General features: G+C 72.7%; 21 protein-coding genes. 11 read left to right on the top strand and 10 right to left on the bottom strand.

The features are described 5' to 3' along the window. Positions 1-14: 14 nt before the first annotated feature. From E1298_RS22270 to E1298_RS22285, 3 genes are read right to left on the bottom strand one after another with little or no spacing between them, the layout of a single operon-like run. On the bottom strand, positions 15-2,216 hold the full coding sequence (locus tag E1298_RS22270) for an alpha/beta hydrolase family protein (RefSeq protein ID WP_243725732.1): 2,202 nt from the start codon (positions 2,214-2,216) through the stop codon (positions 15-17). 44 nt (positions 2,217-2,260) lie between these two features. Continuing rightward, a complete protein-coding gene (locus E1298_RS22280; RefSeq protein ID WP_131896285.1) occupies positions 2,261-3,847 on the bottom strand; it encodes a peroxidase family protein in 1,587 nt (528 codons plus the stop codon). A 3-nt stretch (positions 3,848-3,850) separates the two neighbouring features. Continuing rightward, positions 3,851-5,155 (bottom strand): cytochrome P450 family protein, encoded by a 1,305-nt coding sequence (locus E1298_RS22285; RefSeq protein WP_131896287.1) that lies wholly within the window; start codon positions 5,153-5,155, stop codon positions 3,851-3,853. A gap of 239 nt (positions 5,156-5,394) precedes the next feature. Here E1298_RS22285 and E1298_RS22290 point away from each other — a divergent pair, with 239 nt between their 5' ends. From E1298_RS22290 to E1298_RS22330, 9 genes are all read left to right on the top strand, one after another. Further along, on the top strand, positions 5,395-6,477 hold the full coding sequence (locus E1298_RS22290; RefSeq protein ID WP_131896289.1) for an acyl-CoA desaturase: 1,083 nt from the start codon (positions 5,395-5,397) through the stop codon (positions 6,475-6,477). Positions 6,478-6,847: 370 nt separating this feature from the next. Continuing rightward, a complete protein-coding gene (locus E1298_RS22295; RefSeq protein WP_131896291.1) occupies positions 6,848-7,741 on the top strand; it encodes a ketoacyl-ACP synthase III in 894 nt (297 codons plus the stop codon). A 34-nt stretch (positions 7,742-7,775) separates the two neighbouring features. Next, positions 7,776-9,128, top strand: a complete 1,353-nt coding sequence (locus tag E1298_RS22300; protein ID WP_131896293.1) for an aminotransferase class I/II-fold pyridoxal phosphate-dependent enzyme — start codon at positions 7,776-7,778, stop codon at positions 9,126-9,128. Further along, a complete protein-coding gene (locus tag E1298_RS22305) occupies positions 9,125-10,216 on the top strand; it encodes a beta-ketoacyl-ACP synthase 3 (RefSeq protein ID WP_131896295.1) in 1,092 nt (363 codons plus the stop codon). Before E1298_RS22300 ends, E1298_RS22305 begins: the two co-directional genes overlap by 4 nt. Position 10,217: 1 nt before the next feature. Further along, positions 10,218-10,460: an acyl carrier protein gene (locus E1298_RS22310; protein ID WP_131896297.1), complete on the top strand. Its 243-nt coding sequence runs from the start codon at positions 10,218-10,220 to the stop codon at positions 10,458-10,460. A gap of 4 nt (positions 10,461-10,464) precedes the next feature. Further along, entirely contained in the window at positions 10,465-11,586 is a 1,122-nt protein-coding gene (locus E1298_RS22315; protein WP_131896299.1) for an alcohol dehydrogenase catalytic domain-containing protein, read from the top strand. Further along, positions 11,583-12,035 carry a nuclear transport factor 2 family protein gene (locus E1298_RS22320; RefSeq protein WP_131896301.1) on the top strand — a complete coding sequence of 151 codons (453 nt, stop codon included), beginning with the start codon at positions 11,583-11,585 and terminating at the stop codon, positions 12,033-12,035. Before E1298_RS22315 ends, E1298_RS22320 begins: the two co-directional genes overlap by 4 nt. Continuing rightward, positions 12,032-12,859, top strand: coding sequence for an SDR family NAD(P)-dependent oxidoreductase (locus tag E1298_RS22325; RefSeq protein ID WP_131896303.1), 828 nt, complete (start codon positions 12,032-12,034; stop codon positions 12,857-12,859). Before E1298_RS22320 ends, E1298_RS22325 begins: the two co-directional genes overlap by 4 nt. A 46-nt stretch (positions 12,860-12,905) precedes the next feature. After that, entirely contained in the window at positions 12,906-13,685 is a 780-nt protein-coding gene (locus E1298_RS22330; protein WP_131896305.1) for an SDR family NAD(P)-dependent oxidoreductase, read from the top strand. A 28-nt stretch (positions 13,686-13,713) separates the two neighbouring features. On the opposite strand, the gene E1298_RS22335 is transcribed toward E1298_RS22330, so the two are convergent. From E1298_RS22335 to E1298_RS22360, 6 genes are all read right to left on the bottom strand, one after another. Beyond that, on the bottom strand, positions 13,714-15,147 hold the full coding sequence (locus E1298_RS22335) for an NsdA family TPR-like regulatory protein (protein WP_131896307.1): 1,434 nt from the start codon (positions 15,145-15,147) through the stop codon (positions 13,714-13,716). 184 nt (positions 15,148-15,331) lie between these two features. Then, positions 15,332-16,897 (bottom strand): pyridoxal-dependent decarboxylase, encoded by a 1,566-nt coding sequence (locus E1298_RS22340; protein WP_131896309.1) that lies wholly within the window; start codon positions 16,895-16,897, stop codon positions 15,332-15,334. Then, positions 16,897-17,817, bottom strand: coding sequence for a class II glutamine amidotransferase (locus tag E1298_RS22345; protein ID WP_243725734.1), 921 nt, complete (start codon positions 17,815-17,817; stop codon positions 16,897-16,899). Before E1298_RS22345 ends, E1298_RS22340 begins: the two co-directional genes overlap by 1 nt. Before the next feature lie 130 nt (positions 17,818-17,947). After that, the gene (locus E1298_RS22350; RefSeq protein ID WP_131896311.1) at positions 17,948-18,187 is read right to left on the bottom strand and encodes a hypothetical protein; all 240 of its coding nucleotides are present in this window, start codon (positions 18,185-18,187) and stop codon (positions 17,948-17,950) included. Between the two features lie 179 nt (positions 18,188-18,366). After that, entirely contained in the window at positions 18,367-19,749 is a 1,383-nt protein-coding gene (locus E1298_RS22355) for a hypothetical protein (RefSeq protein ID WP_131896313.1), read from the bottom strand. Between the two features lie 279 nt (positions 19,750-20,028). Beyond that, positions 20,029-21,411 (bottom strand): NsdA family TPR-like regulatory protein, encoded by a 1,383-nt coding sequence (locus E1298_RS22360; RefSeq protein ID WP_131896315.1) that lies wholly within the window; start codon positions 21,409-21,411, stop codon positions 20,029-20,031. Positions 21,412-21,771: 360 nt separating this feature from the next. On the opposite strand from E1298_RS22360, the gene E1298_RS22365 reads away from it, so the two are divergent. Together E1298_RS22365 and E1298_RS22370 are read left to right on the top strand one after the other, a co-directional pair. Beyond that, a complete protein-coding gene (locus tag E1298_RS22365; protein ID WP_131896317.1) occupies positions 21,772-23,004 on the top strand; it encodes a hypothetical protein in 1,233 nt (410 codons plus the stop codon). A 163-nt stretch (positions 23,005-23,167) separates the two neighbouring features. Further along, the gene (locus E1298_RS22370) at positions 23,168-24,046 is read left to right on the top strand and encodes an alpha/beta fold hydrolase (protein WP_131896319.1); all 879 of its coding nucleotides are present in this window, start codon (positions 23,168-23,170) and stop codon (positions 24,044-24,046) included. Here E1298_RS22370 and E1298_RS22375 read toward each other — a convergent pair. Further along, positions 24,039-24,557: a 4Fe-4S single cluster domain-containing protein gene (locus E1298_RS22375; RefSeq protein WP_165975602.1), complete on the bottom strand. Its 519-nt coding sequence runs from the start codon at positions 24,555-24,557 to the stop codon at positions 24,039-24,041. The two genes, E1298_RS22370 and E1298_RS22375, sit on opposite strands and share 8 nt — an antisense overlap. Positions 24,558-24,848: the final 291 nt, after the last annotated feature.

Raw genomic sequence — 24,848 nt, forward strand, 5'->3', positions numbered from 1 at the left:
GGATCCTCCGGGGGTCAGTGGTCCGCCAGCCGGACGGGTGCGTCGTGCCGGCTGCGGTGGGAGCGGGTGACCAGGCACAACACCGGGCTGGCGGCGATTCCCAGCTCGCGCAGGTGCCGGGCCAGGGGATGGTCGGACGGGCCGACGGTCAGGCGCAGCCGGTGGGGGAACGGGTACGCGCGCCTTCGCCCGCGCTGCGCGATGCGCGAGCGTGCGGGGGCGCCGTCCAGGTCGGAGTACACGACCAGGCTCCGGTTGGCGGCCGGGAGGCCGCGGCCGAGCGGTCCGGCCAGGGTCATGATCGTTTCGTCGGCGGTGCCGGCGACCACGCGGAGGAGGCGCGCATCGGAGGTCACGCGCAGTACGCCCAGGGACGCCGTGTGCCCCCAGATCTCGCCGGCGGCGGCGTGGGACAGCTCGGTCGTGTAGATCGCGTCGATGAGGCGGACGCCGCGTCCGGCGGAGCGTGTGCCCGGCTTGGCCCAGGCCGAGGACGGACGCGGGCCGCCAGGGGCCTCGATGACGATGCCGAGGCTCAGCTCGCGGTAGGCGCCGAGGCTGGTGCGCCGGTTGTCGGAGGCGCGGATGGCGGCGATGGCCCGGCCGCCGGTGTGCGGGACCCGGGCGCCGCCCAGCAGCTTCGCCGCCGCGTCCGCGTCCACGGTGAAGTAGGCGGTGACCGCCACCCCGTCATCGCATCGGACGGGCAGCTCGACGGGACCGGCGGCGGTGCTGATCCGGCTGGTCGCGGCCGTGGAGCGGAGGGCGGCGACGGCGGGCTCGGCGTCGTACAGGCGGTAGAGCTGCGAACGGGTGACGGGGCCGCGGTAGGGCCGCAGCTGCTCGTCGATGTGCTCGCGTACCTCGTGCAGGTCGTCGGTGATATTGGCGGTGTAGTGCTCGATGCTGTGGCAGGCGGGGAACTCGTGGCCGGGGCCGGTGTAGTCGGCCACATACCAGTCGGGGTGCAGGTCGAAGCAGGTCCCCGCGCCCTGGCCGTCGAGGCTCGGGATGATGTCGTGCTGGTTGGTGACGCTGGCGACCCAGGTGCGCGGCGACGTCGGCCGCTTGAAGTCGATCGGCGACCCGACCGCCACGACATGGGTGACGGTGTAGCGGGCACAGAACTCCGGGCTCTGCGCCAGGCTCATGATCGCGGCGCCGCCCGCGCTGTGCCCGATCAGGGCGAGTTCGGCGCCCGGGGGGATGCCGTAGTCGTGGACGGCCTTGGTGAGGGCGCGGCTGTAGGGGGCGCTGTCGAGCAGGGTGCTGCTGAAGGCGCCCAGCAGGTCGCCGGGGGAGTCGCCGTCAGGGTTGCCGATCTTCATGCCCGGCGCCAGCACGACGTGGCGCTCCTTCGCGTCGGGGCCGGTCACGGTCTGGATGAGGGCCCGGCCGGTGGGGCCGACGACGCACAGGTCGGTCAGGAAGTCCAGCAGCGATCCCGTCCGCCGCAGCCGCTCGGCCTCGGCCGGTTCGGGAGGGATCGGCCGGGCGGCCCCCGCGCCGGTGTCCAGGATCGCGATGGCCCGGTTGCTCAGGCCGGTGACCGGGTCCGCGGTGGCCGCCGCCGCCCCGCTCGCGATCAGCCAGGCGGCGTGGTCGTTCAGCGGGTTCTGGTCCAGCAGCGCCCGCAGGGCGAGGATCTCGCCGAAGACGGGGGCGATCGCCGTCAGCGCCCGCGCGGCGCCCCGGTCCTTCACCAGGGCGCACAGGGCCCGCGCCGCCTCGATCTCGTGGTCGGTGGCGACGGCCTCGTTGAGCCGGCGCAGCAGCGGGTCCTCGGCCAGTTCCGGGTTGTCGAGGGTCACCGCGGCGATGCGCAGCCGCAGCGAGGTCGTCATGACCGCGACGGCGAGGCTGCGCGCTCCGACCATGCCGCCGAGCTTGGAGCCGACGGTGCCGACCGGCCCGCCCGCCAGGGCGTATCCGAGCCCCTTGCGGTTCGTCACCGCCCGCAGCACCGCGCGCTCGGCCTGGAGGGCGGCGGCCGGCGTCCGGGTCAGGGCACCGCGCAGGGCGTCGCCGGTCAGCGTCTCCGTGGCGCGGATGGACGCCGCCCGGATCGTGTCGCCTATCTCGGCGAGTTCCCGGGCGGCGGCGAGCAGCGCCTGGGGGTCCGGCCGGTCCGCGGGCGGCGGGCCGGTCGACGGATCGGTCCACGGGCCGGCCGACGGGTCGGTCGGGGCGCTGTTCGGCGGGTCGTCCGGGGTCACGGGAACTCCTCACTGATGCCGCGGCTGCTGTGCGGTGGCACGTCCTAGAGGGCGCCTCGCCACGTCATGCTCACGAACCGGGGGCGGGGATCCTCGGGGATGTTGCGGTGCAGCACGTCCGACACCGTCCGGGTCCCGCCGATGATCCGCATGCCGGTCGGGGAGAACGTCGCGGGGCCCAGGACACGCGGCGCCAGCAGCGGATTGGTCAGCGCCTGCGAGAAGGCGTCGATGGCGATGATCTTGGTGAGCAGCGGCGGGAGGATGGCCCTCGCCGAGCCCGGTTCCTCGGCGAACAGGCCCACGTACAGGTCGACGTCGTCCACGCCGCGATAGAGCTCGCGCAGGGCCCCGCTCACCCGGGGATCGCTGGAGATCTGCTCGAACTCGCGTACGCGCGGGAAGCGGCAGTGTGCGCGGTAGTCGTTGTAGGGCGCCAGTTCGAGGGCGCGCGAGCCCGCGAGGCTGGCCTCGTCCACCTCGCGCAGCGCGGGATCGGTGTTGAACAGGCAGATGCGGCCGGCGCGCTGCTCGGACGCTTCCTCGAAGAGCTGCCCGAGGCCCGCCTCGGGCAGGAGCGCGCTGCCGAACAGGGTCGCGATCATCGGCAGTTCCGCGCCGCCGACGACCAGGGTTGACGGGATCAGGCTGTGCCAGCGGTAGACGAGGTTGAACTCCACCGACGCCCAGTTCTGCCGGTGCCACGACGCGCGGGCGAGCCTGCTCGTCAGCCGCGGATCGAGGAGGAAACGGAAGTGGTAGGGGGTGATGTGGTTGATGTACTCCTCGACCACGAGCTTGATGACGAGCGCGATGACGATGTTGCGCGCCGTCTGGAAGAGCCGCTCGTCGTCCCACTTCGGGTGCTCGTCCGCCAGCAGCCGCGCCACCCGGTTGTGCTCGCGCAGGAAGAGCACGGTGAACATGGTGAAGCCGACCTGCACGTTGCCCCGGTCGCCGCCTGTCGCGAACAGGGTGTCGCGTTGCGCGTCGCCGAGCACCTCGAAGCGGGCCGCGCGGAGCGCCGAGAACTCCGGTTTGATCTTCCCCTTCTCGCAGAGGTGGAGAGGGAACTCCCCGCCGTTGATGATCTGGTATTTCAGCAGCCCTCCGTCGAAGGCCCGGACGGCGCCCGTCGCCTCCGCGTCGAGCCCGTAGAGGGGATTGACGTCGATCTCATGGTTGGAGCTGTTGCGGCGCGGGTCCCTCGGGACGCGGATGTCCCCGCGCAGGAACCCGTCGGTGAACCACTGGGCGAAGTAGGCGAACAGCACCGTGGAGCGCGGGCACGGGATCATCTCCTCGCCGCGGGTGAACAGGTCGGCGGCCCGCTCGGCCGAGGGCCGTGCGCCGCCGTCGCCCGGGGCGGGCGGCAGATGGCGGCCCATGTAGGACCGGTCGGTGAGCGAGGTCCACGACGTGTACTCGGATCTGGTGCTCAGCGGCTCGGGGCGGCCCGGCATCTCCCGGACCGCACCGTCGATGAGGTAGGCGTTCAACCGGAGCCGCACCGGCCGGACGGATTCGGCGAGACGCCACACCGGCCGCGCGTGGGTGAGGGCCATGAGCCTGAGCCGGTTGGCCGCCCCATCGGTGGCGATGCTGCGCGCTTTGGGGGTCGCGTGCGCCATCCTTCACATCCCTTTCTCGTCGAGCCCGAGCAGGAACCGATCGGGGAAGACGCCCCGGTCGCGCTGGACCGTCCCGTCCGGAGGCGGGAGCAGCCGCACACCGGGACGGCGGAACAGGCGGCGCAGCGTCTCGCAGACCACGGCGGCCCCCGGGTACGCGCCGACACACGCGTGCGGGCCGTGGCCGAAATGCAGGCCGATGTAGGCCGGACGGTCGAGGCGGAAGGCCCCGGGGTCCTGGACGGCGGTCTCGTCGAACATGGCCGAGGCCACCGCGGCCAGCACGGGGGAGCCCGCCGGGACCACCGTCTCGTGGGGAGTGCCCGCGGCCAGGACATGGTCGCGCTCGCACGTCCGGACGATCATCTTGAGGAACGGGTCGAACCGCAGCGCCTCCCACACATGCCGGTCGAACTCCTCGGGGCCTGGGCCGGCGGCCGCCCGCACGACGGAGCGCTGGATCTCCGGATTCCGCAAGACGTGCTGCACCACGTGCACCATGGAGCCCGAGGCGTTCTCCGCGAACCCCAGCAGCAGGCCCGCGACGTTGATGAGGATGCGCTGGTCGTCCAGAGCGAGCTCGGCGGGCAGTTCGGTGCGGAGCAGCCGCGCGAGAACGTCCTGCGGAGGGGGGACGGCGCCCGCCGAGATGGCCGCCCGGCGTTCGGCGAGCAGACCGCGCAGATAGCCCATCATCTCCGTCCCCGCGTCCACCGACGCGGTGTGGATCGCCGGATCGCCGCCGAGATTGGCGGTGACGTCGGTCATCACGGCTCTCGACCACCGCGACAGGGTGCCCGGGTCCGGGCCGGGAAAGCCGAAGTACTCTGCGCACACCGCCATGCAGACGCGGCGGAACAGCCCGCCGACCGCCTCGATGCGCCCGGACGGCCACGCCGCGTCCAGGGCCTCGTCGGCGGCGCGGCCGGCCAGCTCCCGGACGCGCGGCACGTCACCGGGAGGGAGCATGACCTGCATCAGGCCCTTCTCCCGCCAGTTCATCGGGGTGCCGTCACGGGTCAGCATCACGGGGCCGCCGACCGCCGCCTCAAGGCGGGGAGCGTATCCGGCCACGGTGAAGACCTCGCCGCGTGAGAGGACCTCGGCGACCTCCGCGAAGCGCGTGACGATGACGAAGCCGGGCGTGACCAGGACGGGCCGGCGCGCGCGCAGCTCAGCGAACAGCGGACGCCAGTCGGTGCGCAACCAGCCCGTCAGCAACGCCAGGGCACCCATGGGGTCTTCTTCGGCCGCGGCTTCGTACTTGTCGAGATAGCCGTCGGCGGTCACTTGATCGAGCCTGTCCATGCGACACCGCCTCACGCGGGGAGAGCCGATGGCCGTCACCGAAGCGACGGATCTGCCATGACGACGTGCAGCCTGACGGAGACCAGACGTGCAGCCTGACGAGGACCAAAGGTAGTAGGGGCCAGACCTTTCCGCTACATAGAGTACAAAGCTAGATACCGACAGTTATAGATCTGTACTTCCCAGGCCACTGTCGGTGCCGAGCCGCGGGGCGTTGAATCGGCAGGGAAGGAGGCCGTATGTCCTCACCCTTGGGCTGGGCGGAGCCCGAGACGGCCGAGACCATCGCCGTCTCGTCCGTGCGCCGCCACGCCTACCTGATCCTGCTGGTGGTCCTCCCGCTGCTGGCGCTGGCCGCCGGAGCCTGCGTCGCCTGGGGGCGGGGCATCGGGCCGCGGGACGTGGTGATCGCCGCGGCCATGTACGCGATCAGCATCTTCGGCATCAGCGTCGGCTACCACCGGCTCCTGACGCACCGCTCGTTCAAATGCCGCAGGGCCCTGCGGATCGCCCTGGCCCTGGCCGGCGGCCTCGCGCTCGAAGGACCGGTCTCCCTCTGGGCGGCGGAGCACCGCCGCCACCACAAGTACGCCGACCGTCCCGGTGATCCGCACTCCCCATGGGCCTACGGCGAGACCGGCCTGGCCGCGGTGAAGGGCCTCCTGCACGCCCAGGTCGGATGGTTCTACAGCGCGCGCCGTCGCTCCGACCGGCGGCACTGGGTCCCCGACCTGCTGGCCGACCGGGACATCAGGATGCTCGACGCGGCCTACCCCGCCACCGTGGTGATGTCCATGGCGCTGCCCGCCGCGGTGGGAGGGCTGTGGTCGATGTCCTGGGCCGGCATGTGGACGGCCCTCTTCTGGGGCGGGCTGGTCCGCTACGCCGTCGTCCATCACGTGACCTGGTCGGTCAACTCGATCGCGCACAGCTTCGGGGGGCGCGCCTTCGACACCCGCGACCGCTCGACCAATGTCCGCTGGGTCGCCCTGCTCACCTTCGGTGAGGGATGGCACAACTGGCACCACGCCGACCCCACCTGCGCCCGCCACGGCGTGCTCGCCGGCCAACTGGATCCGAGCGCGCGTCTGATCCGCTGCTTCGAACAGGCGGGATGGGCCTACGACGTCCGCTGGCCCGACCCCCGCCGCTTGGCCGACCGCCTCAACGCCGAATCGGCGCCACCGAGAAAGAGCCTCAGCGACGCTCCAGGCCGTCCCGCCGGCACGTGGTTCGCGTCCCTGCCCGGAGACCGCCGGCAACAGGCGGAAAAGGTCCCCGACCACGACAGACCCGATGACGGCGCGGGCGACAACCGCTGACCGCTGAGCCGCTGAGCCGCTGGGACGCTGGGACGCGGCGGGCGTCTGACCGTGACCGCGGTCGTCGTCTCGCGGGAGGCCGGTGTGCTGTCCGTCGCCGCTGCGCTCGCCGGGACGGGTGAATGCGGCCGATAGCAGCAGCGGCAGCCGCTGTGCCCGAGTTCCGCCGGGCTCGCCCTGGTCACGGTGCTGATCCTGGTGGGGACCACGCCGGCGCTGGGGCGCCCCGCGGAAGCGCGACATGCCCGCGAAGCGCGACACATCAGTCGCGGTCCCCCCGGTACCGCGGCGGAGGGCGCGGGCACGAGGAGAGGCAGCGGTCCGAGGAGACCTCGGAACGGCCCATCCGAGCTTGATCGGGGAGAGTCCCATGACCGATGTCATCGCCCAGGCTCCAGGGGGACGGCCCAGCGCCATCGCGGGAATCGGCTCCTACCGGCCGCGCAGGGTCGTCGGCTCGGACGAGGTCGCCGCCCGGCTCGGCGTCGAGGCCGGCTGGATCACCTCCCGCACCGGTGTGCACCGGCGCCGCAAGGCGGGGCCGGACGAGCCACTGGTGGCGATGGCGGCCCAGGCGGGCCGGGCGGCGCTGGACGCGGCCGGCATGGCGGCGGCCGAGCTGGACGTGGTGATCGTCGCGACCGTCACCAATCCGCGCGCGATGCCGGGCACCGCCCCCCAGGTGGCGGCGGCGGTCGGCGCCGAACGGGCGGTGGCCTTCGACGTCGGCTCGGCCTGCTCCGGATTCTGCGTCGCCCTGGAGAACGCGCGGTCGCTGATCGCGGGGGACGGCGGCCGCGCCGTGCTCGTCGTCGGAGCCGATCGCATGCTCGACATCACCGACCCTGACGACCCTTCGACCGCCGCTCTGTTCGGCGATGGCGCGGCGGCGGTGGTCGTGGCCGCCGCCGATCGGCCGGGAATCGGCAAGGCCGTCTGGGGGAGCGACGGTTCCCGGGCCGGCGCGGTGGAGTGCCGGCCGCCCCGGCCCGCTTTCGTCGACCCCCCGGACGCGCCGACCGGGCACGCGACCCGGATGGAGGGCCGCGAAGTCATCGAGTGGGTGCGGGGCGTCGTCGTCGCCGACGACGTCACCGAGTCGGGCAACTGCGGCGCCGCTTCGGTTCCGCTGGCGTTGGACGCCCTCATCGGGTCGGGACGGATCTCACTGCCGATCTCGGCTGTTCTCATCGGCTTCGGATCCGGTCTCACCTACGCGGGCCAGGTCGTCGCGCTACCTGCCGGGCTGAAGGGCCGATCTTGAGGAAGCCGTTCGTCTCCAGTTGACGGGAAAGCGAATGCGAGAAAACAAGGAAGGATCGAGGCTCCGGCGGATACCGGCGTCGACGCTGGAGGCCACGCTGGGGCGTTTCGTCCCGGTGAAAGGCGTGGGCCTGTCCGATCGGGTCAGGGAGTTCACCGCGTGGCGTGACGACCGTCTGAGGGCGAGTATCTGGCCTTACTCGCGCACGGTGGAAACGCCTGTCGCCCCGCGGGCGCGGGTCGGGTTTCCGGAGAGACCGGGGGAGGAGGCCGAACCGCCCACGGAAGGAATCTGTTTCTCCACACAGGACTATCTGGGCCTGTCGCGTGATCCGTCGGTGCACGAAGCGGTGATCTCCGCGTTGGGCCGGTACGGGCCCCACGCCGGCAGTTCCCCCTGCCTGACGGGGCACACCCCCGTCTCGGACGCACTGCGGCAGGAGTTGTCGGAGTTGACGGGGATGGAGCACGTGGTGCTGTTCCCGACGGGATGGGCGGCCGGGTTCGGTGCGATCACCGGCCTGATGCGGCAGTGGGACCACATCGTCCTGGACGAGCGGGCTCACGCGTGCCTCGCGCAGGGCGCCCACGCGGCCACACCGAACGTGACCACCGCCGTGCACCTGGACAACGGCTCGGTCCGGGAGCGGCTGCGCTCCATCCGGGCGACGGACGTGGGCAACGCGATCCTCGTGATCACCGAAGGGGTCTATTCCATGGACTCCGACGTGCCCGCGCTCAAGGAATTGCAGCAGATCTGCCGCGAGTACCAGGCCGTGCTGATGGTCGATGTGGCCCATGACCTCGGCGCGCTGGGGCCGGGCGGGACGGGGCAGGCCGGAATCCAAGGGATGCTCGGGGAGATCGACCTGGTCATGGGCTCGTTCAGCAAATGCTTCGCCACCAATGGAGGGTTCGTCGGCACCTGTTCCCGGGAGGTGGAGCAGTACCTGTCGATCTACGCCGGTTCCCACTTCTTCTCCTCCGCGCTGTCGCCGTTGCAGGCCGCGGCGGCGCTGCAGTGCGCGAGGATCGTCCGGTCGCCCGAAGGCGAGTCGCGCAGGGCGGATCTGGCGCAGGTGGCGGACCGCCTCAGGCACGCCTTGGCGGGCCGGCGCCTGACGGTCCTCGGTGAGCGGTCGGCGATCGTGCCGGTGGAGACGGGCTCGGTCGCGGTGGCCAGGCTGGCGTGGTCGCTCGCCGAGCGGCGCGGCCTGATCCTGGCCGTCATCGAGTTCCCGGCGGTCCCGCTGGGCGCGGCCCGCTTCCGGATGCAGCTCATGAGCGACCACCGCCTGGAGGACATGGACACCGCCGCGCGGGTACTGGACGAGTCGCTGACCGAGGCCCGCGCGGTGCTGGCGGGCCGGAAGGGGGACGCGACGTGACCGCCCCCGCCGCCGTCATCGCCGGGCTGGGGGCGTGCGTGCCCCCGCGGGCGGTCGACAACGCCGTGATCGCCGAACGGCTGGGCGTCACCCCCGAATGGGTGCGCGACCGGACCGGTGTGGTCACCCGGAACCTCTTGGACGATCGGTCCACGACACGCGGGCTGGCCTTGGAGGCCGGACGCCGCGCCCTGCGGTCGGCCGCCGCGAGCGGCGACCAGGGCGGGGATCCGGACGGGAGCCCGGCCCGCGATCCAGGTGGGGTCCTGGGCGCGGACATCGACGCGGTCATCGTCGCGAGCTGGACCCAGGAGCAGGCGTGCCCGCCGATGGCACCGGCGCTGGCGTCCGAACTGGGAGCCGGTGGCGCGGCGGCGTTCGACGTGGGCGCGACCTGCGCGGGCTTCGTCTACGCCCTGGCCCTGGCGGCCGGGCTGATCGCGGCCGGCACGGTCCGGCGCGTGCTGGTGATCGCGGTCGAGACGCATTCGCCGTATCTCGATCCCGACGACCGCGTGACCGCGCCGCTGTTCGGCGACGGCGCCGGATCGGCGGTCCTGCGAGCCGGGCTCCCCGGTGAGCCGGGCGCCCTGGTCGCCTTCGACCTGGGCAGCGACGGCACCGGCCGCGACCTGCTGAGAGTGGCTCCCGGGGGCCGGGGCGCCGAGCCGTGTGGCGACCCGTTCCTGCGGATGGCGGGCAGCCCGGTCTTCCTGCACGCCGTGCGGCGCATGGTCTCCTCGTCCCGCGCGGTCCTGGGCAGCGCGGGCATGACCACCGCCGATGTCGACGCGCTGGTCGCGCACCAGGCCAATGGCCGGATCATGAAGACCGTCGCCTCCCGGCTCACGATCCCGCCGCCGCGCGTGGTGGAGACCATCGAGCGCTTCGGCAACACCGGCTGCGCCTCCATCCCCCTCGCCTTGGCGGTGGCCGGCGGCGCCCAGGCCGTCCGTCCCGGGGACCGGCTGCTGCTGACGGCGTTCGGAGCCGGTTTCACCTGGGCCTCGGCCGTGCTGACCTGGCCCGACATCAGCGTGCCCGAGATCGGGACGCAGGCCCCGCCCGCCCGCGAGAGGAAGGAATGACATGCGGCCCAAGGACGCCGTCCACGAGCTGCTGGTCGGCAGGTTCAACGTCGACGCCGAGCAGGTCGACCCCGGCAGGACGCTGAGGGACCTGCGGTTGGACTCGGTGGCCCTGGTGGAGTTCGCGCTGGAAGTGGAGGACCGCTTCGGCGTGCGGCTTCCCGAAGAAGGCGCCGCCACGATGACCGTCGAGCAGATCGTCGCCTACCTCCAGGGCGCCTCCGGGCCGGGGGAAGGGGGCTAGCGCGATGGCCGAGACGATGCGCGCGGCGGTGCTCACCTCGTACGGAGGGCCGCTGCACCTGACGCGGGTGCCGGTGCCCGAGACGCCGGAGGCCGGTGCGCTCGTCCGGGTCGCCGCCGCCGGCGTATGCCGCTCCGACCTCCATCTACGGAAGGGGGAGCTGCGCGACCTGACGCCCATGAGACTGCCGACCATCCTGGGCCACGAGATCACCGGCGTGGTGGAGGCGCTCGGGCCCGCGGCGCAAGGCCCCCCGGCCGGGACGCCGGTCCTGGTCTACGCCCCGGTCAGCTGCGGCAGGTGCCGGCCCTGCCTGAACGGCACCGAGCAGATGTGCGACTCCGCGTCCCGGCTCGGCATCGGCCGGCAGGGAGGCTGCGCCGAACTGGTCGCCGTGCCCCGCGCGGACCGGCAGCTCATCGCGCTGGACGGCCTGTCGGAGGTGGAGGCGGCGCCCTTGGGCGACGCCGCTCTGACCTCCTATCGCGGCATCCGGCGCGTCGCACTGCATCTGAAACCCGACTCGGCTCTCGTGGTGATCGGGATGGGAGGGCTCGCCCAGTACGCCGTCCAGCTCGCGCGGCAGTGCACGACGGCGCTGGTCATCGTGGCGATGCGGCACGCCGCCCGCCGGGAGGCCCGCGCCAGGGAACTGGGCGCCGATGTCGTCATCGACCTGACCGGGGCCGATGCCGGGGCCAGGCTCCGTTCCGCCTGCCCGCGGGGAGCGGCCGACGCGGTGCTGGACGCGGTCGGCCTGGAGACCACCATGAGGTTCGGCGCCGAGGCCCTGGCGCCCGGCGGCCACCTGGTGGTCGTGGGTTCGATGCTCGGCCGGATTCCTTTCGGCTGGAACTGCGCCCCCCTCGAAGCCACCTTCTCCACCAGCTTCTGGGGCAGCCTCAACGAACTCCACGACGTCCTCGCCCTGGCCCGTCGCGGGAGGCTCCGTTCCGACATCGTCACCTATTCCCTGGACGACATCGAGCAGGCGCACGCCGATCTCGCCGCCAGCAGGATTCCCGGACGTGCGGTGCTGCTGCCCGGCCCCGGCCCGTCCTCCTCCCACCGGCCCGCCGCCACTCGACCCGAACGCCATCACCACAGCGAGGGAGACAAGGAATGACCAGCGTCCAGGCACACCGCGAGTTCTACCAAGCCTTCGGCCACCACGACTTCGACGCCATGGGCGCCTTGGTCGAGCCCGGCGTCCGGTACGTCGACCATTCTCTGGGGACCGCGCTCGATGGGGCGCAGGCGTTCCTGGACTACCTGCGCGCCTGGACCGCCGCCTTCCCCGACACCCATGTCGCCGACTGCCGGTACTGGGACTCGGGCGCAGCCTCGCACGCGATCGGGCTGTTCCGCGGCACCAACACCGGGCGGCTCGGCGACCGGGCGGCGACCGGAAAGGCGATGGACATCCCCTTCTTCGAGCTCTACCAGTGGAACGACCGCGGCCTGCTGACCCACGGCGAAGCGCTCTATGACGGGCTCCTCCTCGGCCACCAGCTCGGCATGGTCGACACCATCCTGGCCCGATGGCTCGGCTTCTCCCGGGAGAAGGGCCGATGACCCGGTCGTCCGCGTCCGGCCGGCCGGAGCCGGCCGCCTACGCCACGCCGGCGCACGAGCCGTCCACCGGGCGCGCGCTGCTGGGCCGGCGCGCCCTGGTCACGGGCGCGTCGCGCGGCATCGGCCGGGCGATCGCCGTCGCCTTCGCCGCCGCGGGCGCCGACCTCACCGTCACCGCACGCGACGAGGACGGGCTGGCCCGGACCGCCGACGCGATCACCGGGCACCGCCGCCGCGCCGTCGTCCTGCCCGCCGATCTCGAAGAGGAGGACGCGCCCAAGCGCGTGATCGGCCACGCCGCCGATCGGCTGGGCGGCCTGGACATCGTCGTCAACAACGCCGCCTGGGCGGTCGCCACTCCCTTCGAGGGCCTCGACCCGAAGCTCTGGCGGCGGTCGCTGCGCCTCAACCTCGAAGTCCCCGCGCAGCTCTGCCGTGCCGCCCTGCCCCATCTGGAGGACTCGGACGCGGGCTGCGTCATCAACATCGGATCCGTCGCCGCCTTCCAGGCGTTTCCCACCACCCCTCACTATGCCGCGGGCAAAGCGGGGCTGGTCTCCCTCACCCGTACCCTGGCCGTCGAATGGGCGCCTCAGGGAATCCGGGTGAACGCCCTGTGCCCCGGATACACCAGAACCGAAATGACCGAGCCCTGGTGGAGCGACAGCGACGCCTCCGAGCAGATCACCTCGGCCATTCCGCAGGCCCGCTGGGCCGAGCCCGCCGAGATCGCCGGCCCGGCCGTCTTCCTCGCGAGCGCGGCCGCGTCCTACATCACCGGCCAGGTGCTCATCGTGGACGGCGGCCTCCTGACCAGCGCCTGACGTCCGCCGGAACCACCCCTGCACAGGAACGGGACCAACCCGAGCCATGACACCACAGCATCCGTCCCCCCGGCACGGCGCGGTGGTCACCGGAGCCGCCGGCGGCATCGGCGGAGCCATCGCGCGCCTCCTCGCCGCGTCCGGGACGGCCGTCGTCATCACCGACCGGGATGGGGACGCACTGGGCCGGGCGCACGACAGGCTGCGCCGGCAGGGCGCCCGCGTCACCGCACTGCCCATCGATCTCACCCGACCGCCGGCCATCGACGCCCTCCTCCGCCACGCCACCGCGCATCTGCCCCGTCTGGACACGATCGTCAACGCCGCCGGACTGTGCCGCGGCGTCCCCTTCCGGCGCCTCACGACGGCGTTGTGGCAGCAGACCCTGGCCATCGACCTGGAGATCCCGCTGCGGCTCTGCGGCGCCGCCGCCCCCCACCTGCGCTCCGCCGGTGGCGGGACGATCCTCAACATCGCCTCCATCGCCGGGCTGCGCCCCTTCCCCTTCGCACCCCACTACGCGGCCGCGAAGGCCGAACTGATCTCGCTCACCAAGGTCATGGCCGTGACCTGGGCGGCAGCGGGCATTCGCGTCAACGCGCTATGCCCTGGCTGGACCCGTACCGCCATGACGGAGGTCTTCTGGAAGGACCCGCACCCGTCCCAGGTCCCGCTGCATCAGGTACCTCTCGGCCGATGGGCCACCGTCGACGAGATCGCCGCCGCCGCGGTGTTCCTGACGAGCACCCCTCATATCACCGGTGCCGTCCTGGTGGCCGACGGCGGGCTCCTGGCCCATCACCCGCCGCCGCATCCTGGTCGCTGATCTCGAAGCCGGCCGGAGGGCGGGGTGTCTAGAGCGTGGCGGCGCGCGTCAGCAGTGCCTTGACGGTCACGTGCGTGGCGTGGGGCTGGAGTTTGGAGCGCAGGCAGTTGAGCGCGGCCGTCGCGCGTGCGCTGGTGAGGTGGGGGAGGTCGTCCAGGAAGCTGTGCCAGGTGCGGGTGGCCTGTTCGAGGTGGCCGCGTTGGAGTTGGAGTTCGGCGAGGCGGGCGGTGGTGATGGCGCGGGAGCGTCGTTCGGCGGGCGGGCGCAGGCGGAGTGAGGTGGTCAGTGCGGCGGCGGCGCCGTCGTGGTCGCCGAGCAGCGCGCGCACGGCCGCCTGCTGGTGGGCCAGCGCGGCGGGATGGTAGTGCCCCATCGGGGCTGCGTGGTAGTGCCCCGGCGGGGTGGTGTCGTCCAGGCCGGGAGCGGTGCGGGAGGTGGTCTGGTCCAGGCGGCGTTCGGCCGTGGAAAGGGCTGACAGCGCGTCCGCCCGGGCGCCGGTGGCGGCGGTGGCGACCGCGACCTGCCCGTACAGGAACGCCTGGCGCACCGGTGCGACGGCGCGGCTGGTGGCCGCCGCGGTCTCGGCGAGCGCGAGCGCGTGCTGGTAATGGCCCAGGGCACGTGCCTGCACCGACATCGCCCGCAGGGTGACGGCGTAGGCGGCCGGGTCGTTGTTCTCGGTGGCCAGGTCCAGCGCCACCCGGTAGTAGCGCTGCGCCAGCGCGTGCTGCTGGTTGTCGAAGCACATGAAGCCGCACAGATAGACCAGCTGGTTGGTGGCCGACAGCAGGCGTCGGCGCAGGGCCGGGCCGATGCGGGCGCGTAGGTGCGGCATGACCTGGTAGGCCAGGTAGGTGGACAGGGCTTTGCGGGAATGTCCGCCGCCGTAGGAGGTGTCCAGGTCGGAGAACACCCCGGCCATCTGCTCGGCGGCCACGACCGGCCCGGCCCCCGCTGGCAGCCGCGGTGCCGGCGGTGTCCGGGGGGCCGGCACCGCGCCGGGCTGCCCGCTGGTGGCCTGCTCGAAGGTGGGGACCGTCAGCGCGGCCAGGCTGTAGACGTCGTCCGGCCCGCCCTGGGGGTGGTCGTCCGTCCGCGCCAGGTGGGTCAGCGCGGTCGCTGGATCGGGTGCCTGGAGGCGACGGCGCTCGGGATCGGTGTGGCCGTGCCCGCCGGCCGGCCCCCGGCCTCCCGGTGCCGGAGGCCGAGGGTCCAGTCCGATATCGTCCAGGGTGACCGTGTGGCCCAGGCCGCGGGCGAGGGCTTCGGCGATCAGGCCGGGCACGGGCGGCCGGGGACGGCGTCCGGCCAGCCAGTGCGCCACCGAGCGGCGGTCCAGGCGCAGCACCAGGCCGCTCTCGGCGGCCAGGGCGTTGACGCGGCGGGCCAGTTGGTCCTCGGTCCAGCCCGTCTGGGTCAACAACCCCCGCAGCGCCCGGTTCGGTGTGCGTGAGGTGCCCATCGGCGATCCCGTCCGGACGGGACGCGATCTCTCAGGCGCCACCGTCCACGCCCTACGACCAGGCAATCGCCCGGTTTGTCGGATTTGTCGCTCGTTGTGCCCAATGGAGGGCCGAGCATTCCTTCTCCGGCCCTGACCAGGTGACTTTGGCACGGGCAAGGCGCCGGCTCACTCTTGGGGACGGTCAGTCGCAGCTGCGGTCGAAGGCGCCGGGACGGCTCAGGTCGGCGACGAGGTCGTTGATGAGCTGCGCGGTGACGTGGGGCATGACGTAGATGTGGCTGACGTCGACCCGGGTGCCGCCCCGGTTGAAGGGGACGCAGGCCAGCGAGTACTTCATCACCAGCTCGCGGCACGGCCGGCGGAACCACACGCTCAGCGACTGTTCGGTGTGGCCGACGTGGATGCCGTCCTCGGCTCCGGGCTCGCCGCGGGCGGCGAGTTCGTCGCTGAGCACCCGGAGGCGGGCGGCCGCGTAGTCGGCGAGGCCGACCGCGCGCACCGCCGTCCGGAGGTGGTCGCAGGTGGAGTGCTGCGCGAGGTGGTTCCACAGGATGACGCAGGCCAGGCCGCTGCGGGAGCCGGCGAACGTGGTGTCGGGGGAGGAGATGACGGCGGGGTCGCTCGGCGGCCTCAGCTGGTGTCCGGACTTCATCAGGAGCAGGCCGGTCGGGACGGGCGAGCCCGGGTACTTGTGCCCGCTGGTGACGATCGAGGCGACCTCGGGCACGCGGAAGTCGAAGACCGGGGGGCCGGAGTGCAGCATCCCCGCCCGGTGCGCCTGCTCCAGGTACGGCAGGTAGGTGCCGCCCAGGGCCGCGTCGACGTGGACCCAGAAGCCCTGCCGCACGTCGTGGGCCTCGGGATCGTCGGGGTCGAAGTGGACCTTGCGGCGGTCGAGGCCGTAGCGGGCGAAGATCGGCCGGAGCCGGGCGCACGCCCCGGCGACGTCGTCGCAGGCGCCCTTGAACGTGCTGCCGGCGTTGAAGCAGATCAGGGCCGGATGCCCCTTGGCGGCGAAGAACTCCACCAGGCGGGCCAGCGCGTCCACGTCGACGGCGCCCGGTCCGTCGTCCCCGCCGGCGGACGGGACGCCGATCGGCCAGCCCTTGCTGGAACGGCCGGCCACCCGGATCGGGCATTGGCCGGGATACCGGTCCGCGCCGAGGTCGTAGAAGGTCGGGATGTCCAGAACCCGCATTCCCTTGAGGTGGGAGTAGTGGGTGTCCTCGGAGAAGAAGGCGACCGGCGTGTAGGCGTTGGGGCCGTCATCGGGGTGGGCGGCCTTGATGTAGGTCGTCCGGGAGCTGGACTCCTCATCGCCGACCAGGGCGTTGCCGTCCAGGTAGTCGCGGGCGCTCCACAGGGCGTAGAGGTTGCCCTCGGTGCTGCCCATCGACAGGACGTAGCCCCAGTAGTCGTCCGCGCGGGCCCGGGTGCGGTCGGCGGGCACGCGCGCGTGCCACAGCCGCGCGTAATAGTCCAGGACCGCGCGCTCCAGCCACCGGGTGTGGGTGGTCACGGTGTTCTCGACGAACGGGTCGCCGGCGTTGTTGAGATGCAGGGACAGGAACCTCGCCAGCGGCTCGGTCCCGGTGATCGACTGGTTCGCCTGATAGCCCAGGAACCGGCGGCTCTGCGTTTCGAGGTGATCGCCGAGCCGGTCCAGGACGGCGCGTCGCGCCTGGTCGCTGAAGGCGTCGTCGCCGAGCCGGAAGTCCTCGTCGGTGACCGGTGCTGGAGGCGTCATCACTCTCCTCGATGGGGGTACCCGGACGGTCGGTCCTGTGTCCGGTCGGGACGCATGGCCAGGGCCGCGGAACCGACCAGGTCCTCATACCTGAGGGTGTGCGCGGGGTTGGCGAACGGGAAGAGCGAGCGGGCGCCGAGCCCGTCGATGATCAGCAGTTCGCCGGACTCCAGCAGCCGCCAGTCCGGATCGTCGTCGAGCGGCTGGCTGGCCACGACGTAGGCGGGTACCCGGGCGTCGCCGGCGTCGATCTCCATGCGCCGGGACGACGAGGCCAGCGCGCGGTGCTGCCCGAAGCCGCCGCCCTGCGGGGACAGCGCCCACAGCTCGCGGTTGTCCGGATAGCGCAGCGCCCAGATGCGGCGCGGCTCGGCGAGCAGCAGGTTCAGCGAGAAGATCGGCACCCGCGCGCCGAGCCGCCGGACGGCCGCGACCAGCCCGTCGGTGGTGTCGCCGCGCCGCTTGATCTCCGCGCTGATGAACGCGAAGACCAGCTCGGAGTCGGTCTGCCCCTCGATGTGGGCCCGGTCGACGTCGGTGAGCCAGGAGTCGATCACGTCCAGGCCCTGGACCAGGCCGTTGTGGGCGAAGAGCCGGTCGTTGATGTCGAACGGATGGGTGTTGTGCACGTCCAGGACCCCGGTGCTGGCGTACCGGACGTGGCTGACGAACGTGTGGGAGATGATCTGCCGGGCGGCGTGCGCGAAGTCGTCGTTCTCGAACGCCGCGATCGGAGCGCGGTCCCGCACCGGCTCGTCCCCGAGCGAGAACCAGCCGAAGCCGGTGCCGTCGGGCTGCTCCCGGCTGAGCGTGGTGAGGCTCGACGAGGAGTCCAGGAGCCAGAAGGACGCCTGGACGCGCGGGCCTCCCGTGGTCATTCCGAACAACCGGCACATGGCCTGCTCCTCTCCGCCTGTCATCACTGCTCACAGGCCAGCACCCCATTCGCTGAGCAAGGCCGCGGCAGGGGCGCGTTCAGCGAATCGGGGCGCTGACCCGGACCGGCGGGCCGGCGGTGGTGGCTCACCGGTCCCGTCCCGGTCGCGCGGGTCAGACGTGGATCGCGGTGGCCCGCAGCTCGCGGGCCTTGCGGTCCAGTTCGTTGACCGCGGCCTGCAGGAGGCTGTGCGCCTTGGTGCAGCGAGCCGCCAGGATGCCGATCTCGGGCCCCATCTGCGTGCCGGCGGACTCGGACTTCTGGACCGCCTCGTGCAGCGCGGTCGACTGCGTCGCCAGGTATCGGGCCTGGATGCCGATCGCCGTTACCAGGACCTGGAGATCTTCCCTCATGATTCCTCCCGAAATTCTGTGATCCCCGTGTCTCGGGAACCTCTCGGGCCCCGGGCCGCGGGAATCGCCGTATGGGGCTGCCGGCTCCAGGGCGCTGTCCGGTTGGTTCCCAGGCTGGTCTGACGGAAAGGCGTTTCTGGAGCCGGGGGTGTTGAACGTGGGCGAGGTGTTGAACGCCCTTAGTGGGCCGGGAAGGGCCGGTCGCCGGCGCCGATGGCGTCGTCGTGCCGGTCGGGGTCGGGGTCGGTGGTGCGGGTGCCGGTCCGCTGGGTGACCACGGTGAGCGGTCCCAGCCCCGCCAGGACCGCGGTGATCTCGGACGGCAGGCCGGCCGGGGCCGCTCGCGTCGTGGCGAGCCCGATGGTGTCGGCTCCGGCCACCCATTCGGCGCGCAGGTCGCCGGCGTCCCCGATGATGTGGACCGGGGTGCCGGTCCGGGCCGCCTCGGCGGTGACGGTGTCGGTGTCGGGATCGCGGGCGTCCGATGGGCGTGCGGATCCGGCGACGAGCATGAGGTCACTGGCGGTGGCCGCGGCTCGTATGGTGGCGGCCCGGTCGGAGGCGGCGTAGCAGAGCGCGTCGTAGTGGTGGCCGCGCAGCCGCGGGAACCGGGCGCGCAGCGCGGCGATGATCGGCGCGGCCTGCTCGATGGGCGTCCCGGTCTGGACGACGAACGAGACCCGCGCGGGGTCGATCGGCCGGCCGGTGTGCGGACCGGCCGCGTCCCGGCCCAGTCCGGCGACGTCGTCGAGGTCGGCGACCCGTACCACCGATTCGGCGGCCTGGCCGGTGAGCGCGGCCGAGGCGGCGTGGCGGCGGTGGCCGATCACCACCACGGTGTCGCCGCGGTCGGCGTAGGCGCGGACGTCGGCCTGGGCCGCGGCCGCCAGGGGGCAGGTGCAGTCCAGGACGTCCAGGCCGCGGGCGGCGGCCTCGGCCCGCGCGGCCAGGGACGCGCCGGGGGCGGTGAAGGCCACCGTCGCGCCCGGGGGGACGTGGTGGAGGTCGTCGACGGTGATGGCGCCGCGGTCAAGGAGCGCCTGGAGATGGTGTTGGTCGGCGATCGGCCGGTCCAGCATGTAGACCGGCGTCCGGCGTTCCTTGAGGGCCGCACCGATCAGTTCGACGGCCCGGCGCCCGCCCCAGCACATCGGATCGGCGCCGGCCAGGACGAGCCGGCGGCTGCGCAGGGTCTGGAACCAGCGGTCCATCACCTGTTCGGCGACCGCCAGCGCCGCCGGGTCGCCGAGGTGCGCCGCGACCGCGAAGCCGGCGGCCCGGCCCTGCCTGTCCAGGTAGGACGCGGTCGACAGCACCGCGTCCCCGGTGGTGTCGTGCGAGGTCGGCGCCGGTGCGAGCCGCACCCGTCGCGCGGTTCGCGTGCCGGTCGCCCGGCCCGTCCGATGGGGTGTGCATGCGCGCTGGGCCGCCGCCGCCACCGCCGGTGCGGCGGCGCACCGCACCGGGCCGTGCTCGGGGTCGGTGAAGCCGGTCGCCACCAGCAACTCGCCCGGCCCGATCCCGGTGGTGCGCAACTGCCTTCTGCGCAGAGATCTGTTCATGATCCACCTTTTCCCGTGGGTACTTCATTATCCAATTAAATGCGATAGGAAGTCACCCTGGAATGGTCAAGGGGCCGTAGATCGAGCGAACCTTCTTCTGGCCTAGCCGTTCCTGTTGAATGATCGCGGACGTTCTGCCGGCGTCCCCTGATAATCATTCTCGCTTGCCGGGTGTGACTTCGACAGAAACCTTCATAAGATCCATTGCACATCGGCATGCGTCGCCATGCGATAACGGCCGGGCATTCAACGGATACGGGGTTCGCCTCGATGGCGCATTCAGGCGTTCGTGAGGCGGGTGGCGCGGACCATCAGCGCCTTGGCCATCGGGTTGGCCGCGCGGGGGCGGATGCGGGAGCGCAGGGTCTTGAGCGCGGTGGTGGCCCGCCCGGAGCGGAGCTGGGGATAGTCGTCCAGGAACAGGTGCCAGGTCCCGGTGGCCTCCTCCAGGTGGCCCTGGTCGAACTGGAGCTCGGCGAGGCGGGCGAGGGTGAGGGCGTGCGAGCGGCGCTCGGTGACGGGGCGGTGCGGTATGGACGAGGCGAGGGTGGCGATGGCGCCGGTCCGGTCGCCGAGGAGCGCTCGGACGGCCGCCTGCTGGTGGGCCAGGGAGGCGGGATGGTAGGCGCCGACCGTGGTCTGGTTGGAGCTGGTGCTCTGGTCGAGGCCGCGTTCGGCGGCGGTGAGGCTGGTGAAGGCGTCGTTGCGGTCACCGTCGGCGGCGTGGGCGACGGCCAGCTGCCCGCGCAGGAACGCCTCCCGCAGCGGGCCGGTGCGCTTGCCGGCGTCGGCCGCGGTCTCGGCCAGCTGGATCGCGTGCCGCGCGTGCCCGAGAGCGCGGGCCTGGACCGACATCGCGCGCAGCGTCACGGCGTAGAAGACCGGGTCGCCGCCTTCCACGGCCAGCTGGAGCGCGGCCCGGTAGTAGCGCTGCGCGACGCCGTGCAGCTCGTCGTCGAAGCACATGAAGGCGCACAGGTAGGTGAGCTGGGCCGCGGCGCTGTAGAGGCGGCGGCGCACGCCCGCGCCGGCCGGCGCGCGCAGCCGCGGCGCCACGTCATGGGCGAGGTACGCCGCCAGGGCGCGGCGGGCGCTGCCTCCGCCGAACGCGGCGTCGCTGGTGGAGAACACCCGGGTCATCGCCTCGACCGTCTCGACGTCCGCGCGGCCCAGGGGCCGCTGGGCCGCGTCGCGATCGGGGGCGTCGACGCCCTGCGGCGCGGCGGCGGCCTGGGGCCAGGACGGGACCGCCAGCGCCGCCAGGGCGTACGGGGCCCCGGCGGGTGACGGGCGCCCGTCCTGCGAACCCGCGAGCCGGGCCAGTTCGGCCACGATGCCGGTGCCCCACGGGCCGCCCGCCCGCGTCCCGTCCCCGGGCGGGCCGGGGTTCTTCCCGGTCCGGTTCGGCGGGGCGAGCCCGAGGTCGCCGGTGGTGACGGTGCGCGCGAGCCGCCGGGAGAGCGCCTCGGCGAGGACGTCGGGGACGGGCGGGCGCGGCCGCATTCCCTCCATCCAGTGCGCAACGGCCGTGCGGTCGTAATGAAGGTCGAGCCCGATCTCGGCGCCGACTTTGTTCACCGCCGCGGCCAGTTGCTGACCGGTCCAGCCCGCCTCGGCCAGCGCTGCGCGCAGCCGCTGGTTCGGGCGACGCTTTGTACACATTTCGGGGGGTCCTCCAGCACTCGCTGCCCTACGCCTTCCCCTCCGAGCAGGCGGTGAACCGTGCCGTGCGGGTCGACTGACCTGCCCAAAGAGACTGATGCACGCCCCCGCGCCACGGGCGGCCCGGCACTCTCCTTTCCGGGAACTCTTTCCGGTAAAGCAGTTGACCGCTAGTGGACGTAACCCGGAATGCCCCCTCAAGCGTCTCGTGCGGAAACGGGGGAGTCGATCGGGCCCCTGACCAGCGAAACGAGGTTTGGCAAGGCGATCGAGTGACGTCATGCGGCCATTCGAGCTGCTAGATCATCGTCTGCTTGAATGGAACGGTTTTTTGATCACTGAGGCGATAGAAGGAATTCGATGAAGCGTAGCGTCGCGCTCGTCCTGCTCATGCCGGCGGCCCTCGTGGCCGTGCCGGGCCAGGCCGCCCTGGCCGCCGGCTGCCGGCCCGCCCTCAAAGACCTCACCGCTCCCGCGACCGCCCACGCGGGCGACGACCTCACCGCCAGGGCGACCCTGAGCTGCGCCCCGTCCTCCGACACCAGGGTCGTCCTGAACTCCAACCGGTCCGAGCTCGCCGTTCCCGCCGGCGTCGTCGTCCGCCGCGGGCAGACCACCGCCGACGTCCCGGTCGCCGCCCGGCTCGTCGACGGGCCGCAGTACAAGGCCCAGGTCACCGCCCGCCAGGGCGGCCGTTCCGCCACCCGCGAGATCACCGTGAACCCGGGGCTGAAGTCGTTCTCCCTTACCCCGACCTCGGCGCCGAACGGCGTGGCCCCCGTCGTCCGGCTCACCGGCCCCGCCCCCGCGGGCGGGCTGGTCATCGGCGTGGCCTCCGACCACCCCGACATCGTCACGCTGCCCGCGACGGAGGACTTCCAGGAGGGTGCCACCGCGATCACGTTCTCCGCGCGGAGGGTCGCCGACGTCGCTCAGGACACCAGGGTCACCGTCTCGGTCACGCTCGGCGCGCGCACGCTGTCGGCGTCCAAGCTGCTTCTGCGGCCCTTCGACGGCACCCAGAAGGTGGAACTGCGCGCCGCCGAGCCGGGCGATCTGTACGGCCTCCAGTTCGGCCAGTCCTTCAACGTCATCCTCAGCCGTCCCGCCCCTGAGGCCGGCCTGAGCGTCGCGTTGAAGGCCCAGGGCGACGACCCGGCCGTCCGGCTGGACAACGTCACCGACCACATCGGCGGCGGCGACACCACGGCCTACTTCCGCCTCGACACCGCCGACGTCACCAAGACCACCACCGTCGTCCTGGAGGCCACCGTCAGCGGCGCGACCACCACGCTGCCGATCACGATCCACCCCCGCATCGCCGACATCGCGCTCCCCGCGTCGGCCAAGGGCGGCTCGCCCTTCACGGCCACGATCAAACTCGCCGGCCCCTCGGCCGTCGACACCACGGTCCACCTCTCGCCGAGCTGGGGCATCCTGCATCCCCCCGGCCACGTCACGATTCCGGCGGGTTCCACCTCGGCCACGTTCGAGGTCGGCTCGTCCCAGGTCGATGAGCCGTCGAGCGTGTTCCTCACCGGCTACCTCGGCCGGACCGAGTTCCAGTCCGAACGGGTGACACTGACCCCGTGAGCGAGCGGGCCCCGGCCGCGACGGGCCGGGGCCCGTGCCATGACGGCGGCTTCTCCGCGGTCTCAGGTGATCGGCATGGTCACGGCGATGAGCCAGGCCCCCCAAGCGGGAGGCGGCCGATCCTGAGATCATCGGCCGTGCGGACGGCCGGAACGGGAGCGCGATGACGGTGTTGGACGGTTTTCTCGATTTCGCCATCTCCACGGCGGACACCACGATCCACGGGTGCCAGGGTGGGGAAGGCCCACCGGTCCTTTTGCTGCACGGCATACCGGAGACCCGCCTGATGTGGCATCGGGTGGCGCCGCGACTGGCCGAGCACTTCACCGTGATCGCCACCGACCTGCGCGGCTTCGGCGACAGCGGCACCCCGCCCAGCGCGCCGGACCACGCCCCGTACAGCATGCGCGCGATCGCCCGCGAGCAGGTCGAGGTCATGAACGCCCTGGGGCACGAGCGGTTCGGCGTGGTCGGGCACGACCGCGGAGCGCGGTGCGCCTACCGCATGGCCCTGGACCACCGGCACGCCGTCGACCGCCTGGTGGTGCTCGACATCGTCCCGACCGGTGAGGCGTTCCGCCGCGCCGGCAAGGACTTCAGCCTCGGCTACTGGATCTGGTCGTTCCTCGCCGCGCCCGAGCCGGTGCCCGAGGAGCTGATCGCCCGGGCCCCCGACGTCGTCGTCGACCACATGCTCGACTCCTGGTCCGAGGTCCCGGACGCGTTCCCGCCCGAGGTCCGCGCCGCCTACACCGAGAAGTTCCGCGACCCCGCCACGGTGCACGCCATCTGCGAGGAGTACCGCGCGGCCGCCACCGTCGACTGCGACCACGATGAGGCCGACCGCGGCAGGCGCCGCATCACCTGCCCGACCCTCGCCCTGTGGAGCCGCGGCGGCGCGGTCGCCGAATGGTACGACCCCCTGGAGATCTGGAGGACCTGGTGCGAGGACGTGCGGGGCGGCCCGGTCCAGTGCGGTCACTTCATCCCGGAGGAAGCACCGGAGGAGACCCTCCGGCACCTGCTGGCCTTCCTCAGCTGAACTCCGGGCCGTCCGCCCGGCCGGCGGGCTCGGCGTCGCGGGCCGCTCCGAGGTCTTCGGGCGTGTAGCGGTCGGTGAACAGGTGCACGGTCCTGTTGGACGAGCCGCGCAGCCCCCGGTCGAGGCGCAGGCCGCGCTCGTAGCGACCGGCGAGCAGGGCGTCGACGCGGTCGAGCAGCGCCGCCGCGCCCGGCATCCGGACGACCTCGTCCCAGGTGTAGCCGGTGGACAGGATGACCGGCAGGGAGGTCTCCGCGCGCAGGCGCGCCAGCAGCCGCAGCACCGGGCGGCGCTGCTGGAGCGGCTCGCCGCCGGTGATCGTCACGCCCTCGATCCACCCGTCGAGCACGGCGAACTGCGCGAACATCTCGTCCACGCCGACCCTGTGGCCGCGGCGGGGGTGCGTCTCCGGGACCGAGCAGCCGGGGCAGCCCAGCGTGCAGCCCTGGAGCCACAGCACCGCCCGGGTGCCGGGGCCGTGGGCCTCGCTGAACGGCTCGAACGCGTGCACGCGCAGCGGACGCGGCGGCCGGGTCGCGCGCCAGGTCCTCGCGGCGGCCGGTCGAAGGCCCGCAGGCTCCGAGCGAGCGTCGCCGTCCCCGTTAAGGGCCGGCTCCCTCCCATGATTGCCGCGTTCGTCGGTCACATCCTGATTACACTCCCCTCACTCCGGGACCGGTCCCGGAGCCGCCCAGGACCATCTCCACGTGACCCGGCGGAGGGAGGTGCGCGGTGGTGGAGCCGCTCCGACGTGGCGACCCGCGCCGGATGGGGCCGTACCGGCTGCTCGGGCGGCTGGGCG

The sequence above is a fragment of the Actinomadura rubrisoli genome, from assembly GCF_004349215.1.
Lineage (GTDB): Bacteria > Actinomycetota > Actinomycetes > Streptosporangiales > Streptosporangiaceae > Spirillospora > Spirillospora rubrisoli.

Coding starts and splice junctions, on each gene's coding strand:
- E1298_RS22335 (WP_131896307.1), bottom strand. CDS start 15,147: ATGGGCACCTCACGCACACCGAACCGGGCGCTGCGGGGGTTGTTGACC.
- E1298_RS22315 (WP_131896299.1), top strand. CDS start 10,465: ATGGCCGAGACGATGCGCGCGGCGGTGCTCACCTCGTACGGAGGGCCG.
- E1298_RS22330 (WP_131896305.1), top strand. CDS start 12,906: ATGACACCACAGCATCCGTCCCCCCGGCACGGCGCGGTGGTCACCGGA.
- E1298_RS22340 (WP_131896309.1), bottom strand. CDS start 16,897: ATGACGCCTCCAGCACCGGTCACCGACGAGGACTTCCGGCTCGGCGAC.
- E1298_RS22310 (WP_131896297.1), top strand. CDS start 10,218: ATGCGGCCCAAGGACGCCGTCCACGAGCTGCTGGTCGGCAGGTTCAAC.
- E1298_RS22285 (WP_131896287.1), bottom strand. CDS start 5,155: ATGGACAGGCTCGATCAAGTGACCGCCGACGGCTATCTCGACAAGTAC.
- E1298_RS22360 (WP_131896315.1), bottom strand. CDS start 21,411: ATGTGTACAAAGCGTCGCCCGAACCAGCGGCTGCGCGCAGCGCTGGCC.
- E1298_RS22280 (WP_131896285.1), bottom strand. CDS start 3,847: ATGGCGCACGCGACCCCCAAAGCGCGCAGCATCGCCACCGATGGGGCG.
- E1298_RS22355 (WP_131896313.1), bottom strand. CDS start 19,749: ATGAACAGATCTCTGCGCAGAAGGCAGTTGCGCACCACCGGGATCGGG.
- E1298_RS22325 (WP_131896303.1), top strand. CDS start 12,032: ATGACCCGGTCGTCCGCGTCCGGCCGGCCGGAGCCGGCCGCCTACGCC.
- E1298_RS22320 (WP_131896301.1), top strand. CDS start 11,583: ATGACCAGCGTCCAGGCACACCGCGAGTTCTACCAAGCCTTCGGCCAC.
- E1298_RS22365 (WP_131896317.1), top strand. CDS start 21,772: ATGAAGCGTAGCGTCGCGCTCGTCCTGCTCATGCCGGCGGCCCTCGTG.
- E1298_RS22295 (WP_131896291.1), top strand. CDS start 6,848: ATGACCGATGTCATCGCCCAGGCTCCAGGGGGACGGCCCAGCGCCATC.
- E1298_RS22345 (WP_243725734.1), bottom strand. CDS start 17,817: ATGACAGGCGGAGAGGAGCAGGCCATGTGCCGGTTGTTCGGAATGACC.
- E1298_RS22350 (WP_131896311.1), bottom strand. CDS start 18,187: ATGAGGGAAGATCTCCAGGTCCTGGTAACGGCGATCGGCATCCAGGCC.
- E1298_RS22290 (WP_131896289.1), top strand. CDS start 5,395: ATGTCCTCACCCTTGGGCTGGGCGGAGCCCGAGACGGCCGAGACCATC.
- E1298_RS22300 (WP_131896293.1), top strand. CDS start 7,776: ATGCGAGAAAACAAGGAAGGATCGAGGCTCCGGCGGATACCGGCGTCG.
- E1298_RS22370 (WP_131896319.1), top strand. CDS start 23,168: ATGACGGTGTTGGACGGTTTTCTCGATTTCGCCATCTCCACGGCGGAC.